This window comes from Streptomyces huiliensis, from assembly GCF_020037025.1.
Taxonomy (GTDB): Bacteria; Actinomycetota; Actinomycetes; order Streptomycetales; family Streptomycetaceae; genus Streptomyces; species Streptomyces huiliensis.
On record NZ_JAIQLH010000152.1, the window covers coordinates 20,334 to 34,811 of the forward strand.

General features: G+C 73.6%; 13 protein-coding genes and 1 pseudogene. 7 read left to right on the forward strand and 7 right to left on the reverse strand.

What is annotated here, in order from left to right; translation table 11 throughout:
• Nucleotides 1–20 precede the first annotated feature (20 nt).
• From JNW98_RS23625 to JNW98_RS23645, 5 genes are all read left to right on the forward strand, one after another.
• On the forward strand, nt 21–1,277 hold the full coding sequence (locus tag JNW98_RS23625; protein WP_223770289.1) for a THUMP-like domain-containing protein: 1,257 nt from the start codon (nt 21–23) through the stop codon (nt 1,275–1,277).
• A 29-nt stretch (nt 1,278–1,306) separates the two neighbouring features.
• Nucleotides 1,307–1,948, forward strand: a complete 642-nt coding sequence (locus tag JNW98_RS23630) for a Uma2 family endonuclease (RefSeq protein ID WP_223770290.1) — start codon at nt 1,307–1,309, stop codon at nt 1,946–1,948.
• A gap of 9 nt (nt 1,949–1,957) precedes the next feature.
• Nucleotides 1,958–2,374: a cytidine deaminase gene (locus tag JNW98_RS23635; RefSeq protein WP_223770291.1), complete on the forward strand. Its 417-nt coding sequence runs from the start codon at nt 1,958–1,960 to the stop codon at nt 2,372–2,374.
• 114 nt (nt 2,375–2,488) lie between these two features.
• The gene (locus tag JNW98_RS23640) at nt 2,489–7,153 is read left to right on the forward strand and encodes a putative adhesin (RefSeq protein WP_223770292.1); all 4,665 of its coding nucleotides are present in this window, start codon (nt 2,489–2,491) and stop codon (nt 7,151–7,153) included.
• Between the two features lie 8 nt (nt 7,154–7,161).
• Nucleotides 7,162–7,587 carry a DUF7919 family protein gene (locus JNW98_RS23645; protein ID WP_223770293.1) on the forward strand — a complete coding sequence of 142 codons (426 nt, stop codon included), beginning with the start codon at nt 7,162–7,164 and terminating at the stop codon, nt 7,585–7,587.
• 50 nt (nt 7,588–7,637) lie between these two features.
• Here the strand turns inward: JNW98_RS23645 and JNW98_RS23650 are convergent, their stop codons facing one another.
• The 5 genes and pseudogenes from JNW98_RS23650 to tsaB all read right to left on the reverse strand — a co-directional run bounded on the left by JNW98_RS23650 (nt 7,638) and on the right by tsaB (nt 11,064).
• Nucleotides 7,638–7,799 (reverse strand): thioredoxin domain-containing protein, encoded by a 162-nt coding sequence (locus JNW98_RS23650; protein WP_223770294.1) that lies wholly within the window; start codon nt 7,797–7,799, stop codon nt 7,638–7,640.
• A 19-nt stretch (nt 7,800–7,818) separates the two neighbouring features.
• Nucleotides 7,819–8,379, reverse strand: coding sequence for a hypothetical protein (locus JNW98_RS23655; protein WP_223770295.1), 561 nt, complete (start codon nt 8,377–8,379; stop codon nt 7,819–7,821).
• Nucleotides 8,380–8,478: 99 nt separating this feature from the next.
• Nucleotides 8,479–9,636, reverse strand: a complete 1,158-nt coding sequence (gene tsaD / locus JNW98_RS23660; RefSeq protein ID WP_223770300.1) for a tRNA (adenosine(37)-N6)-threonylcarbamoyltransferase complex transferase subunit TsaD — start codon at nt 9,634–9,636, stop codon at nt 8,479–8,481.
• Nucleotides 9,637–9,820: 184 nt separating this feature from the next.
• Nucleotides 9,821–10,300: pseudogene (gene rimI, locus JNW98_RS23665) on the reverse strand (ribosomal protein S18-alanine N-acetyltransferase); the annotation flags it as partial.
• A 77-nt stretch (nt 10,301–10,377) separates the two neighbouring features.
• A complete protein-coding gene (gene tsaB, locus JNW98_RS23670) occupies nt 10,378–11,064 on the reverse strand; it encodes a tRNA (adenosine(37)-N6)-threonylcarbamoyltransferase complex dimerization subunit type 1 TsaB (RefSeq protein ID WP_223770296.1) in 687 nt (228 codons plus the stop codon).
• A 178-nt stretch (nt 11,065–11,242) separates the two neighbouring features.
• On the opposite strand from tsaB, the gene JNW98_RS23675 reads away from it, so the two are divergent.
• Nucleotides 11,243–11,830 (forward strand): hypothetical protein, encoded by a 588-nt coding sequence (locus JNW98_RS23675; protein ID WP_223770297.1) that lies wholly within the window; start codon nt 11,243–11,245, stop codon nt 11,828–11,830.
• A gap of 34 nt (nt 11,831–11,864) precedes the next feature.
• On the opposite strand, the gene JNW98_RS23680 is transcribed toward JNW98_RS23675, so the two are convergent.
• Both JNW98_RS23680 and JNW98_RS23685 read right to left on the reverse strand, forming a co-directional pair.
• Nucleotides 11,865–12,179: a hypothetical protein gene (locus JNW98_RS23680; protein WP_372459309.1), complete on the reverse strand. Its 315-nt coding sequence runs from the start codon at nt 12,177–12,179 to the stop codon at nt 11,865–11,867.
• 81 nt (nt 12,180–12,260) lie between these two features.
• Nucleotides 12,261–13,232, reverse strand: coding sequence for an AraC family transcriptional regulator (locus JNW98_RS23685; RefSeq protein WP_223770298.1), 972 nt, complete (start codon nt 13,230–13,232; stop codon nt 12,261–12,263).
• Nucleotides 13,233–13,335: 103 nt separating this feature from the next.
• On the opposite strand from JNW98_RS23685, the gene JNW98_RS23690 reads away from it, so the two are divergent.
• Nucleotides 13,336–14,199: an NmrA family NAD(P)-binding protein gene (locus tag JNW98_RS23690; RefSeq protein ID WP_223770299.1), complete on the forward strand. Its 864-nt coding sequence runs from the start codon at nt 13,336–13,338 to the stop codon at nt 14,197–14,199.
• Nucleotides 14,200–14,478 lie beyond the last annotated feature (279 nt).

Below are 14,478 nucleotides of genomic sequence, written 5' to 3' on the forward strand. Positions count from 1 at the left end.
CGGTGCACGAGAATGGTGCCGTGCCCGCCCCGAACACCGATACCAGCGCCCCCAACGCCGTCGACGGCTTCACCGCCCTCCTCACCGACGAGGGCCGCCGCCTCCTGGAGGAGCTGCGCGACCACGACCCGGCCCGGGAGCTGGCCGTCGCCACGCGGCTGCGCCGCGAGCACCCCGCGGAGCTGGTCTCCGCCGCCCTCGGGCAGGCGCGGCTGCGCCAGCGGGCGGTGGCGAAGTTCGGTACCGAGGACGCGTACCGCATGTACTTCACGCCGAACGGCGTCGAGCAGGCCACCCGCACCTCCGTCGCCACCTACCGGGCCCGCCGCTTCGCGGACCTCGGCGTCCGCCGCCTGGCCGACCTCTGCTGCGGCGTCGGCGGCGACGCCATCGCCCTGGCCAGGGCCGGCGTCTCCGTCCTCGCCGTCGACCGTGACCCGCTGACCTGTGCGGTGGCCCGGGCCAACGCGGCGGCCCTGGGCCTGTCGGACCTGATCGAGGTGCGCTGCGCGGACGTGGCGGAGGTCGACGTCTCCGGGTACGACGCGGTCTTCGTCGACCCGGCACGGAGAGGTGCATCAAGAGGGGCAGCGCGCAGCGCTTCCGGCAGGGGTGGTGGCCGGGCGACGGGTGGGCGGATCTTCGACCCGGAGGCGTACTCCCCGCCCCTCTCCTGGGCCGTCGAGACGGCCCGCACGGCCCCGCACGCGGCCCTGAAGATCGCCCCCGGCGTCCCGCACGAGGCGGTCCCCGAGGAGGCCGAGGCGGAGTGGATCTCGGACGGCGGCGACGTGAAGGAGGCCGTCCTGTGGTTCGGCACCGACCCGGGCGCCCGCCGCGCGACCCTCCTGCCGGCCGGCACCACCCTGACCGGCACCGGCCTCCCCGACCCCGCCGTCCGCCCGGTCGGCCGCTACCTCTACGAGCCGGACGGCGCGGTCATCCGCGCCCACCTCGTCGCGGACGTCGCGGCGGAGGTGTCGGGCGGCCTGATCGACGAGACGATCGCGTACATCACCTCCGACGAACTCCGTCCCACCCCGCACGCGTCGGCCTACGAGATCACCGACGTCCTCCCCTTCAACCTCAAGAAGCTCAAGGCCCTCGTGCGAGAGCGCGGCATCGGCGTCGCCGTCATCAAGAAGCGGGGCTCGGCGGTGGAGCCGGAGGAACTGCGCAAGAAGCTGAAGCTCGAAGGGGTGAACTCCTGCGTGATCATCCTGACCCGGGTGGCGGGCGCCCCGACGATGCTGCTGGGGCAGGCGGTCCGGGCGTAGCCTGGCATGAGCGACAAGGGAGGACAGCGATGGCCGCCGATCCCATCACCGAGCCGGTGAACAAGCCGCGCGAGCAGGACCCCATCGATCTGCTGATCGCGTTCGAGAAGGCGTCCCAGACGCCGATTCGAGCCGAGTACTTCGAGGGGATGGTGGTCGTGCCACCGCAGCCGGACTTCCAGCACGGCAAAGTCATCGGCAACCTTTACCGCCAACTGTGCGCGGCGGGCTTCGACGACCTCGCCCACCTTGGGATGGGCTTCCGAACGGGTGTCGACTCGGACGGAACGGGCGAATGCGAAACCACTTCCCTCGCCATCCCCGACTTCTACGTCCTGCGACGTGAACCCACCGAACTGGACGAGGCATACCGCAAGGCCCACAAAGGCTGGTATCCGGTGGATCTTCTGGCGCTCGTCGGAGAGGTGACGTCCAGCAACCACGAGACGGACACCGGTCCCAAGTACCGCAGCTACGCCGCGGCGGGGATTCCCATCTACGTGATCATCAATCGACGCTCGGGCCATGTCCACGTCCACTCGGACCCCGATGGTGATGTGCGGCAGCCCGCCCGTAGTCACTACCGCACCACCACGACCACGGAACTCGGCGGCAAGGTACCGCTCCCTGGCCCCTACCCGCCGCTGGACACCGCTTTCCTGCTCCGCTAGCCCTTCGTCATGGCCCCCAGCCCATCCCGCATCGGTAGCGACGAACCCATCGACCACGAGCTCGTCGAGGCCGCCGCCCGCGTCGTCCGGGAGCATGCCTCCGGTGACGAGCACACCGTGGCCGCCGCGGCCCGTACGGACGACGGGCGCGTCGCCACCGGCCTGAACGTCTACCACTTCACCGGCGGCCCCTGCGCCGAACTGGTCGTGATCGGCGCCGCGGCGGCCCAGGGCGCCCGCGCGCTGACGGCGATCGTGGCCGTGGGCGGCGACGAGCGCGGCATCCTCCCGCCGTGCGGCCGGTGCCGGCAGGTGCTGCTCGACTACTACCCGGCGATCGAGGTGATCGTCGAGGACGGGCGGCCGCGGTCCGTCCCGGTCGCCGACCTCCTCCCCGGGGCGTACGTCAACGCGGAACACCAGTAGTCACCTCAAATCCCGTACGACACAAAGCCGTTGCCGCCGTCCGGCCCCGGTCCCTAGAGTCGACCCGCTCGCCTGATACAGCAGAGGTGCCCGTATCCGCAGGGGGGTTCCGGGATGGGTGTCGTCCTGCCCGACAAGCTGGCCTTCGTCCTCGACCTGATCGGCGTCACCTGGCCGAACGTCGACGAGGACGACTACCGGGACATGGCCCGGTCGTTACGGAGCTTCGCCTCCGACGTCGACGCCGGGCGCGGGAACGCCCAAGTGGCGCTCAACCGCCTGCTGTCGACCAACCGGGGGCAGATGACGGAGGCGATCGACGCGCACGTCCGCAAGCTCAACGGCAAGCACCTGCACCACCTCGCCGAGGCCGGCCGGCTGCTGGCCGGCGGGCTGGACGCGGCGGCGGCGGTCGTGGCGGGGGCCAAGGGCGCGGCCATCGTGCAGTTGGGGGTCCTGGCGGCCGAGGTCGCCGCCGCACAGGCGGCGGCGCCGTTCACCCTCGGCCTCTCCGAACTCGGCGCGGTGAGCGGGGTGGCCGTCACCCGCACGGTGGTCAAACGGCTGCTGAAGGAGGCCGCGGAGGCGGCGGCGCAGGAAGTGCTGTCGGTGGTCACCGGCCCGGTCTTCGCGGCGCTGGACGCGATGACCACCGACCTCGTCGTCCAGGTGGTCTCCGACGGGCTCGGCGCGCAGGACGGCGTGGACCTGCGGCAGACCGCCCGGACGGGCCGGGAGAACCTGCGGATCGCGAGCGCCGGCGGGCACGGTGGCCTTGTCCTGGCGAGCGCGGGCGGCGGGGGTCCGGGCGGCGGCGGTGACCTCGTCTTCGACGAGCACGAGCACAACACCTTCACCACCAGCGTCCACGACCACTCCCGCCACCTGAACGAGAAGGGCGGCCGCCATCTCGGCACCACCCACCGGCACTTCGCCCGCACCCGGGGCCGCGGCTCCCTCGCCCGCGCGATCGAGGAGGCCGTCGAGAAGGCGATGGGGTCCCTGGGGAAGGCGCACGGCGAGTTGCGGAAGCACCTCGACGACGTCGGGAAGGGGCTGGCCGAGGCGGGCAGGGCGCAGAGGAAGCAGGACCGGCACGTCCACGACTCGTTCGCGCGGACGCGCGGCCCGGGCGCCGGCGGCCCGCCCGCCTCCGCCGGTCCGGGCGCCTCCGCCGGTCCGGCCGCCGGGAACGGCACCGCCCGGACCCGTCCCACCGGCGCGGCCCGCGCCCACACGGCCGAGCGCCCCCGGGACCACTCCCGCCGCGAGGACGCCCGCTGCGTCAACGGCGACCCGGTCGACATGGCGACCGGCAGGATGGTGCTGCGCCAGACGGACGTCGCGCTGTCCGGCTCCCCGCCGCTGCTCTTCCGGCGGGCGGCGGAGTCCGGGTACCGGGCGGGCCGGTGGTTCGGCCCGTCCTGGACGAGCACGGCCGACCAGCGGCTGGAGATCGACGCCGCCGGCCTCGTCCTCGTCCTCGACGACGGCATGCTGCTCGACTACCCGCTCCCCGGCCCGGACGGCCGCTCGCTGCCCGTCGAGGGCCCGCGGTGGCCGCTGGAGGAGCGGCGGGACGACGAGGGCCACGACGGGTACGCCGTCACCGACCCGCGCACCGGCCGCACCTGGCACTTCACCCGCTTCGGCACCGGCCTCGCCCTGCTCCGCCGCCTCACCGACCGCAACGGCAACGGCGTCACCTTCGACTACACGCCGGACGGCGCCCCGGCCGCGATCACCCACGACGGCGGCCCGTCCGTCCGCGTCACCGTCGCCGGCGGCCGGATCACGGCGTTGCACCTGGCCGACGCAGAACTCGTCCGCTACGGCTACCGCGACGGCGATCTGACCGAAGTGGTCGACTCCTCCGGGCTGCCCCTCCGTCTCACCTACGACGACCGCGGCCGCATCACCTCCTGGACCGACCGCAACGACCACGCCTACGCGTTCACGTACGACGCCCACGACCGCTGCGTCCACCAGGTGGGGGCCGAGGGGCACATGGGGTTCTCGTTTACGTACGGGGACCCGGATCCGGAGTCGGGCCTGCGCCTCACCACGGCGACCGACTCCCTCGGCGCGACCACCCGCTACCTGGTCGACGCCGCGCTGCACGTCGTCGAGGAGACCGGGCCCACCGGCGCCGTGACCCGCTCCACCTGGGACCGCCACGACCACCTGCTGTCCCGCACGGACCCGCTCGGCCGGACGACCACCTTCCGCTACGACGCGAACGGCGACCTCGTCGCGGCCGTCCGCCCGGACGGCGGCGAACTGACCGCGCGCTACGCGGCACCCGGACTGCCGGAGGCCGTGGTCCGGCCGGACGGCACGGTCGTGCGGCAGGAGTACGACGAGAACGGCAACCTCGTCCGCCACACCGACCCCACGGGCGCCATCACCTCGTACACGTACGACACCACGGGCCGGCTCACGTCCGTCACCGACCCGCTCGGCGGGGTGACGCGCGTCCGGTGCGACGCGGCCGGGCTGCCGACGGAGATCACCGATCCGCTGGGCGCCGTCACCCGCTGCGCGCGCGACGCCTTCGGCCGCGTCACCGCCGTCACCGACCCGCTCGGCGCGACCACCCGCCTGACCTGGACCGTCGAGGGCCGCCTCGCCTCCCGCACGGCGCCGGACGGCGCGCGGGAGCGCTGGGAGTACGACGGGGAGGGCAACCTCGTCGCCCACACCGACCCGCTCGGCGGGGTGACGCGCTGGACGTACACCGCGTTCGACCGCCCGGCGAGCCGCACCGACCCCGACGGCACCCGCCACGAGCTCACCTGGGACACCGCCCTCCGCCTCCGCCGCGTCACCAACCCGCAGGGGCTGACCTGGACGTACGACTACGACCCGGCCGGACTGCTCGTCGCCGAGACGGACTTCGACGGCCGCGTGCTCGGCTACGCGTACGACGCGGCGGGCCGGCTCGCCTCCCGCACCAACGGCCTCGGCGAGACGATCACGTACACGCACGACGTACTCGACCGCGTCGTCGCGCGGGACGCGGCGGGCCGGGTCACGACGTACACGTACGACGCGGCGGACCGGCTGCTGACGGCGGCGGGCCCGGACGCGACCCTGACGTTCGAGCGGGACGCGGCGGGGCGCACGCTGGCCGAGACGGTGGACGGCCGCACGCTCCGCTCGGCGTACGACGCGGCGGGCCGGCGGACGCGCCGGACGACGCCGGCCGGCGCGGTGAGCGCCTGGACGTACGACCCGGCGGGCCGGCCCACCTCCCTGACCGCCTCCGGCCACACCCTCACCCTCGACCACGACGCGGCGGGCCGCGAGACGGCCCGCCGTTTCGGCGCGGACGTCACCCTGGCCCGGGACTGGGACCCGACGGGCCGCCTCCTGTCCCAGACCCTGACCGCCCCTTCCGCCCGGCTGCACCGGGCTTACACCTACCGCCCGGACGGCCACCTCACCGGCATCACGGACACATCCGGCGGCTCCCGCACCTTCGACCTGGACGCGGCGGGCCGCGTCACCGCCGTCCACGCAGCCGACTGGACCGAGCGGTACGCGTACGACGCGGCCGGCAACCAGACGGAGGCGCACTGGCCGGACGGCCACCCCGGCGCGGAGGCCCGCGGCCCCCGCGCGTACACCGGCACCCGCCTCCGCCGCGCCGGCTCCGTCACCTACGAGCACGACGCCGCCGGCCGCGTCGTCGTCCGCCGGCGGAAGCGGCTCTCCCGCGGCCCTGACATCTGGCGGTACGAGTGGGACGCCGAGGACCACCTGACCGGCGTCACCACCCCCGACGGCACCCGATGGCGCTACCTCTACGACCCCTTGGGCCGCCGCACGGCGAAACAGCGCCTGGGTCCTTCGGGCGAGGTCACGGAGCGGGTGGACTTCACCTGGGACGGCCCCACCCTCGCCGAACAGACCACCCACTCCCCCGCCTTACCCCACCCGGTCACCCTCACCTGGGACCACCGCGGCCTCACCCCCCTCACCCAGACCGAACGCATCACCCCCACCACCCCCCAGTCCGAGGTCGACCACCGCTTCTTCGCCATCGTCACCGACCTCATCGGCACCCCCACCGAACTCCTCGACGAATCCGGCACCCCCGCCTGGCACACCCGCACCACCCTCTGGGGCACCACCACCTGGTCCACCACCAGCACCACCTACACCCCCCTCCGCTTCCCCGGCCAGTACTACGACCCCGAATCCACCCTCCACTACAACGTCCACCGCCACTACGACCCGGAAACGGCGCGCTACACGTCCCCGGACCCACTGGGGCTTGCGGCGGGGCCGAACGCGGTGGCGTATGTCTTCAACCCCCACGTCCTCGCCGACCCCCTCGGGCTGTCGCCTTGCGAGCGTGCGGGAGTCGAACGCGGTGCTCCGGATTTCGTCACCGGCTCGTCCGGTACCACCCAGGACGTCAGAACCCTGGGACGCCCCGACCACGAGCTGGTGTTCAGCGGTCATGGCGGCATCAACGCCGGTGACGGGACTCCCGTCACCGTCCCCCACGGGACGTCCGTGGCGATGTACGGTCGCCACGGGGACTCCATATCGGACGCGTTGGGCAACGACATCGAGCGGGGCACAGCCCGTCCCCTGGAGGTCTACGGTCCGGGCGAACAACTACCCGACTACTCTCTTTTCCCTCCGACAGGCCTCGCGATCGAAGGGACACCACGGACGCTGACGGTCACCCGGGAGGCCTACCTTTCGGAACTGCTCAGACCGAACATGGGACGCGTGCATTGGGCAGCGTGCCGAAGCGTGGTCTAGGAGAGACCTTGACGTACTACGAGGACCATTCGCCGTACGTGTACATGCGGGACACCGTGCCGGACGGCATCACGGCGCTGAACATCGGCTGGCTGGACGAGACGAAGGAGTTCCCCCGGGGGACGGCTCCCGACGGTTTCACAGAAGCCCTGAGCCGCCTGTGCCTACGAGCTCCACACGCCAAGACGCGCGGCTGGCATGCCTGTGCGCTTCCGCATGATGTGCCGGGCACCAACTCGCCGGTGACGGTCACGGCCGATGGGCGGACACTGATGCTCGGCACGGCGGAGGTGAGAGTGGTGTCCGCCGACGGCGTATGGCTGGCGGCTCCGGACCTCGTCCTTCACTACGTGACAGACCACGGCTACCTGCCGCCGGCCGACTTCATCGAAGCTGTACTCAGCGGGAGGGACGCGCCGCACGAAGCGGTGTGACCGGCGGGGCGGCGTGGGCGGGGCGCGGCCCGGGTCCGCCCGCTCGGCGGTCACGTGTTCTGCGACCGCCATTGCGCCGCCTTCGCTTCCGCCTCCCTGAGGGACAGGCCGGCGACCTGCGTCAGGGGGACGTCCTGCAGGGGGCAGTCGGCGTAGTGGTCGGGCCGTTCGGTGGGGGCCGCGTCGCAGGCGGGGCACTGGCGAGGAGGCATGGCGCTCCTTGTCCGTAGGTCAGTCGTGGCTGTCGGCCGGCCAGGCGCGGATCGCGCTGCCTATGTATGGCATCACCCAGGCGAGCAGCACAACCACCACCGGGAGGGCCATGGTCGCCGCGGCCAGCCACCGCCACGCGGGCGCCGCCGCGTGTGCCGGCGGGACCAGGGCGAGGCTGCTGCCCGCCGTCAGGCAGAGGAGCCCCGACGAGTAGCAGAAGTCCGCTCTCCCGGCCAGCCTGGTCCAGGTGGCGTAGTGCCTCCGCTGGTCCTCGACGAGCTCCTCGTGCCGCTCGTCGGACAGCTCGGACAGCGGACCCCACCACGCCTCGACGTCGCCGCGCGAGTACAGGTACTGGCGGGAGCGGACTCCCCACACCACCGCCATGACCATGAAGAACGCGGTCAGGGCGAGGGCGAGCAGCGTGGGGTCCGGCCAGCGGAACGTGTCGCGGTCCGTGATGACGAGTCCCAGCAGCGTGATGCTCGCCCCGCCCAGGAGGGGCGCAGCGGTCGTGTACTGCCCCTCACGCGCGGCCGACCAGCCCAGTGGCGCGGGCTTGCGCCATGACGGATTCACGCTGCCCCCTCGACACCCGAAAGGTACAGCGCGACGACTTCGGGCGGAATGCCTCGAACAGGCCACGGTGGGCGGCCTGTTGAGGCGACGGGCCGTCCGTTACGCGTCGTACAGGTTCTGCTTGCTCAGCTCGTGGACGTGGTCGTGCGAGTGGCCATGACCGTGCGAGTGGTCGTGCGCAGCGGAGTGGTCGTGAGCGTCGGGCTCCCGCTGCGCGCCCGGCACGTGCGGTTCCGTGACCGGGAGGGACGAGTCCGCCGGGAGGTCCCAGGAGGACGCGGCGCGGCCGCGGGCGACCATCTCGGCGCCGAGGGCGGCGACCATGGCGCCGTTGTCGGTGCAGAGCTTGGGGCGGGGGACGCGGAGGGTGATGCCGGCGTCCTCGCAGCGGCGTTCGGCCATGGCGCGGAGCCGGGTGTTGGCGGCAACGCCGCCGCCGATCATGAGGTGGTCGACGCCGTGGTCCTTGCAGGCGCGGACCGCCTTGCGGGTGAGGACGTCCACCACCGCCTCCTGGAAGGAGGCCGCGACGTCGGCGACCGGCACCGTCTCGCTCGCCGCGCGCTTCGCCTCGATCCAGCGGGCGACTGCGGTCTTGAGCCCGGAGAAGGAGAAGTCGTAGATCGGGTCGCGGGGACCGGTGAGGCCACGGGGGAACCGGATGGCCTCGGGGTCGCCCTCGCGGGCGTAGCGGTCGATGACCGGGCCGCCCGGGAAGCCCAGGTTGAGCACGCGGGCCACCTTGTCGAACGCCTCGCCCGCCGCGTCGTCGATCGTCGATCCGAGGGGCCGGACGTCGGACGTGATGTCCGGCGCGAGGAGCAGGGACGAGTGACCGCCGCTGACCAGGAGGGCCATGGTGGGCTCGGGCAGGGCGCCGTGCTCCAGCTGGTCGACGCAGATGTGCGAGGCGAGGTGGTTGACGCCGTAGAGCGGCTTGCCGAGAGCGTAGGCGTACGCCTTCGCCGCCGAGACACCGACGAGGAGGGCGCCCGCGAGGCCCGGGCCCGCGGTGACGGCGATGCCGTCGAGGTCCTTGGCGGAGACGCCGGCCTCCTTCAGCGCCCGCTGGATGGTGGGGACCATCGCCTCCAGGTGAGCCCGGGAGGCCACCTCGGGGACGACACCGCCGAAGCGCGCGTGCTCGTCCACGCTGGAGGCGACCGCGTCGGCGAGCAGGGTGTGGCCGCGGACGATGCCGACGCCCGTCTCGTCGCACGAGGTCTCGATGCCGAGGACGAGCGGTTCGTCAGTCAGTGGAGCCATGGGTCATTCCCTCTTGCCCTGCGTTGATGTCGTGCCCTGCGTTGCTGTCTTGCACTGCGTCGGTGTCTTGCACTGCGTCGGTGTCTTGCACTGCGTCGGTGTCTTGCACTGCGTCGGTGTTTTGCACTGCGTTGCCGTCTTGCACTGCGTCGATGTCGTGCACAGCGTCGGTGTCCGCGGCGGGGCCGCCGTCGGATTCCGTTTCCGTGGGCAGACGCATCACGAGCGCGTCGACGTTGCCCGGTTGGTAGTAGCCGCGCCGGATGCCGACGGGCTCGAAGCCGAAGCGCTCGTACAGGCGCTGGGCGCGGGTGTTGTCCACCCGGACCTCCAGCAGCACCTCGCGGCACTCGAAGGCCGTGGCGGCGGCGAGCAGTTCGCGGAGCAGCCGGGAGCCGAGGCCGGTGCTCCAGTGGTCGGTGGCGACGGCGATGGTCTGCACGTCGCCCGTGCCGTCGACGGCCGCGAGGCCCGCGTAGCCGACGACGCGCCCGGCGGTGTCCCCGGCGGCGCTCTCCGCGACGACGTAGCGCCGGTTGGCGTTCGCGCCGCGCGCGTGCGCCAGTTCGGACCAGAACAGCCCCTTGGACCAGGCGTCCTGCGGGAACAGCGCGCGCTCCAGCTCCAGCACGGCCGGAAGGTCCCACCAGCGCATCTCACGGACGCGGACCGTCTCCACTCCGGCTCCCGCTCCCGGTTCCGAGGGGCCCGCCGTCGAGCTCGCTGACGCACTCACTTCGGTGTGACCACCTTGTAGTTGGCCGGCACCTGGGCGTCCGGGCGGCGCAGGTACAACGGCTGGACGGGCAGGAACCCCGCGTCGGCGCCCTCCGTACCCTTCGTGCGCAGCTTCTCCGCGGCGAGCGCGGCCAGCGCCCCCGCCGACTGGTGCTGCGGGAGGTCGGCCCGGACGTCGGTGAAGGCGTCGGCGTACAGAACGGCGCCCGCGCCGACGGCCGTCAGCCCGGCCAGCGGCTCGGTCAGCTCGGCGGGCCGGTCGACGGCGGGCTCGGTGACGCGGGTCCGGGCGCCGGAGTAGCGCGCCCAGTAGACCTCCTTGCGGCGGGCGTCCGTGGCCACCACGAACTCGCCGGTCAGCCCGGCGGCCCCGGCCGCGTAGGCGATGCCGTCGAGCGAGCACAGCCCGTACACCGGCACGTCGAGCGCCGCGCCGAAGGTCAGCGCCGTGACGATGCCGACGCGCAGGCCGGTGTACGGGCCGGGCCCGACGCCGACGACGACGCCGGTCAGCTCGTCGAGCGTACGGCCTGCCTCGGCGAGCACCCGGTCCACGGCCGGCAGCAGGAGCTCCCCGTGGCGACGGGCGTCCACCTGGTGGGACTCGGCGACGACGGAGTCACCGTCGTGGAGGGCTACGGTGACGGCGGGCGTGGCGGTATCAAGAGCGAGCAGCAGCACAATGACAAGCCTACGGCGCGCCGTGGTGCCGCCGGTGCCCGCGTGGGCCAGGTTCAGGGGTATCCCAGGGGCGCCCCGGAGGCGCCTCGGGGGCGCGGCGGTGGTGCGTCCGGGTGCTACGGTCGGGGCCGATGACCGTACGCCGCATGGCCGTACGGGGGACGAAAGGGTGCGCAGGGTGGCACGCAGCAGCTCCGGGGTGTTCGTGACCGGGCTCACCGCGGCGGCACTGGCCGTGGTGGGTTACCTCGCCTACGAGGCGTCGGCCGCGCCCCACCGCGTCCACCGTTCGTCCGCCGCCGCCTCCGTGACGCCCGGCGATGCCAAGGGCTCCGGCAAGGACGACAAGGGGAAGGGCGGCGACGCCCGGAAGGACGCTCCCCCGGCCGTGCCGAGCGGCTCCGGCACCGGCAAGCGGGTCGTGTACTCGGTGGGGCAGAAGCGGGTGTGGCTGGCAGGCGCCGACGCCAAGGACGTCCGGTCCTTCGAGGTCACGCCCAGCACGGTGAACCCGCAGCCGGGGACGTACGCGGTGACCTCCCGGGACCTCAACGGCCCGGGCTCCGACGGCGTGCGCCTGGAGCACATCGTGCGCTTCCACAGGGACGCGAACGGGGTCGTCTTCGGCTTCAGCGCCGCGGTGGACGGCTCGCCGCCGCAGCCGGACCCGGCGAAGAAGACGGGCGGCCTCCGCGAGAAGCCGGCGGACGGGCGGGCCATGTGGGAGTTCGCGCCCAACGGCACCAAGGTGGTCGTCGTTCCGTAGCGGACGGGGGCCGCTGCGAGCGGCCCTCGCACACTCAGGCCGCGGCCCGGCGGTCCGGACCGCCGGGTTCCCCCTCGTCGTCCACGTCCGGTCCGTCCGTGTCCTGCGCGTCCCGCCCGCCCTGCCCGTCCCGCAGGGGCTCGGGCGCCGGCGCGCGCGGCGGTGTGGAGACGGCGTCGGCGGCGGCGCAGGCGGCCAGCAGGTCGCGCACCGAGGGCGTGCCCTCGGCTGCTTCCCCGCGAGGCGTACGAGCCTGCCTGCCGGCCGGACGCGCACCATGGTTCTCGGCTGCTGGGGGCTCTTGGGCCGACATGAACGCCTCCTTGGGCAGCCGGTCAAGGTCAGGCATGCCTAACCATGTCTCTCCCCCCATGTCACCACGCCCGGCGGCAACATCGCAACATCTTCCCGACACCTTGTCGGTTACTTCTCACGGGGCGGCCTTGACGCGCTCACCGCCGGCCGCCCGGTGGGCGCTCGGGCTCACGCCCCTGACCCGCTTGAACGCCGCGCTGAAGCCGAACGGATCGGCGTAGCCGACGCGACGGGCGACGGCGGCCACCGTCGTGCCGGGCTCGGAGAGCAGGTCGGCGGCGAGGGTCATGCGCCATTCCGTCAGGTAGGTCAGCGGCGGCTCGCCCAGCAGGGCCTGAAAGCGCTTGGCAAACGTGGAACGTGACACTCCGGCGGCGGCCGCCAGCGAGGAGAGGGTCCAGGCCCGTTCCGGGGCGTCGTGCATGGCACGCAGGGCGGGGCCCGCCACGTCGTCGCCCAGCGCGAGGTACCAGGCGGGCGGGGCGGCCCCGGGCCGGTCGAACCACTGCCGCAGCGTGCACACCAGCAGCCAGTCGAGCAGCCGGTCGACCACGATCTGCCGGCCGGGCAGGCCGGTGGTGAGCTGGGCCTCCAGGTAGCCGCGCATGGCGGCGCAGTCGTGCTCGTCGGGGACGACGGCGACGGGCGGCAGGGCCCGCAGCAGCCTGCGGGGGACCTCACCCGGGACGCGGTAGGCGCCCGCGAGGAGCATGGCCCGGCCGACGCCCTCCGGCGACCCCGAACGCGGCCCTGAGGGCGGGCCCGAGTGCGGCCCTGAGGGCGGCCCCGAGTGCGGGCCCGAGGGCGGCCCCGAGTGCGGGCCCGAGGGCGACCTCGCGCCCGTCCCCGGATCGTCCGTGAAGACGAACGGCTCCGGGCCGCGCACGATCGCCGCCTCGCCCGTCCGCACCGGCCGCGGCTCCCCGCCGCCGTCCCGGACGATCCAGCCGGCGCCGTCCAGGGGGACGCAGAGGGTGAGGTAGGCGTCGTCGGCGAAGCGCAGCGTCCACGGCGGCGTCAGCACCGATCCGGCGAAGACGGCACCGTTGGCGCGCACGCCGCGCAGCAGGTCGTCGAAGGGGTCCATGATCGGCACGATATGCGGGGCCGCGCGGGGCGCGGACGCCCGGACATGGGCCGCGGACGATCACCCATGTGCCGTGCCGCGACCGCGGGATTGACTCGTCCGCATGAGCAACCACCCTGTGCCCTCTTCCCCTGACCCTCGTCCCGTCCTCGTCCTCGGTGCGACCGGCAAGACCGGCCGCCGCGTGGTGCGCGAGCTGCGCGCCGCGGGCGTACCCGTACGGGCCGCGTCCCGCTCCGGCGAGGTCCGCTTCGACTGGACGGAGCCCGCGGGCTGGTCCGCCGCCCTGGACGGCGCCTCGGCCGTCTACCTGGTCGCGCCCGACGAGGGGTACGAGGCGGTCCCCGAGTTCACCGCGCGGGCCGTACGGGCGGGGGTCGGCCGGTTCGTGGTCCTGTCGGGCCGGGGCCTCGACCACGTCGGCCCGGACTTCGGTCAGGGCATGGCCGCGGCCGAGGCGGCGGTACGCGCCTCCGGAGCCGAGTGGGCCGTCCTGCGGGCGAACAACTTCAACCAGAACTTCGACGAGGACCTGTGGCGCGGCCCGCTGCGCGACGGCCGCCTGGCCCTGCCGATCGGGGACGTCCCGGAGCCGTTCGTCGACGCGGACGACGTCGCGGCGGTGGCCGCGGCGCTGCTCACCCGTGCCGCGCACACCGACGGCGTGACGGAGGTGTCCGGGCCGCGCGCCCTGACGTTCGGCGAGGCCGTGACGGTGATGGCCCGGGCGGCCGGCCGGGAGATCGCTTACGTGGAGCTGACCCCGGAGGAGTACCACGCCGAACTGCTGGCCGCGGGCCTCCCGGAGCCGGCGGCCAGGGCCCTGGACGCCCTGTTCGCCCTCCACCGGGAGGGACACACGGCCACCGTGACCGACGGCGTGCGGCAGGTGCTGGGCCGGGAGCCGGTCGACTTCACGACGTACGCGGAGCGGGCCGCGGCGGCGGGGGCTTGGGCGTCGGCCTGAACGGGGGTACCCGGGGGGGGGGAGCGGCGGGGCCCGTCACGTACGAGCTCCCGCGCGAGGTGCCGACCGTGGGACCCGACCCCTACGGGAGGACCCGCCCCCTAAGGGAGACCCTGCCCCTAAGGGAGCGTCAGGGGCGCGAGGTCGGCGCCGAGCCAGCGTTCGCCCACACCAGTCACCGTGACCGTACGGACGTCGTCGACTTCGGCCTCGGCGCCGTCGTCGTCGCCGGCCGGCGCGGGCGCCTCGGCGCCCACCGCGCGTTCGATGACGACGCGG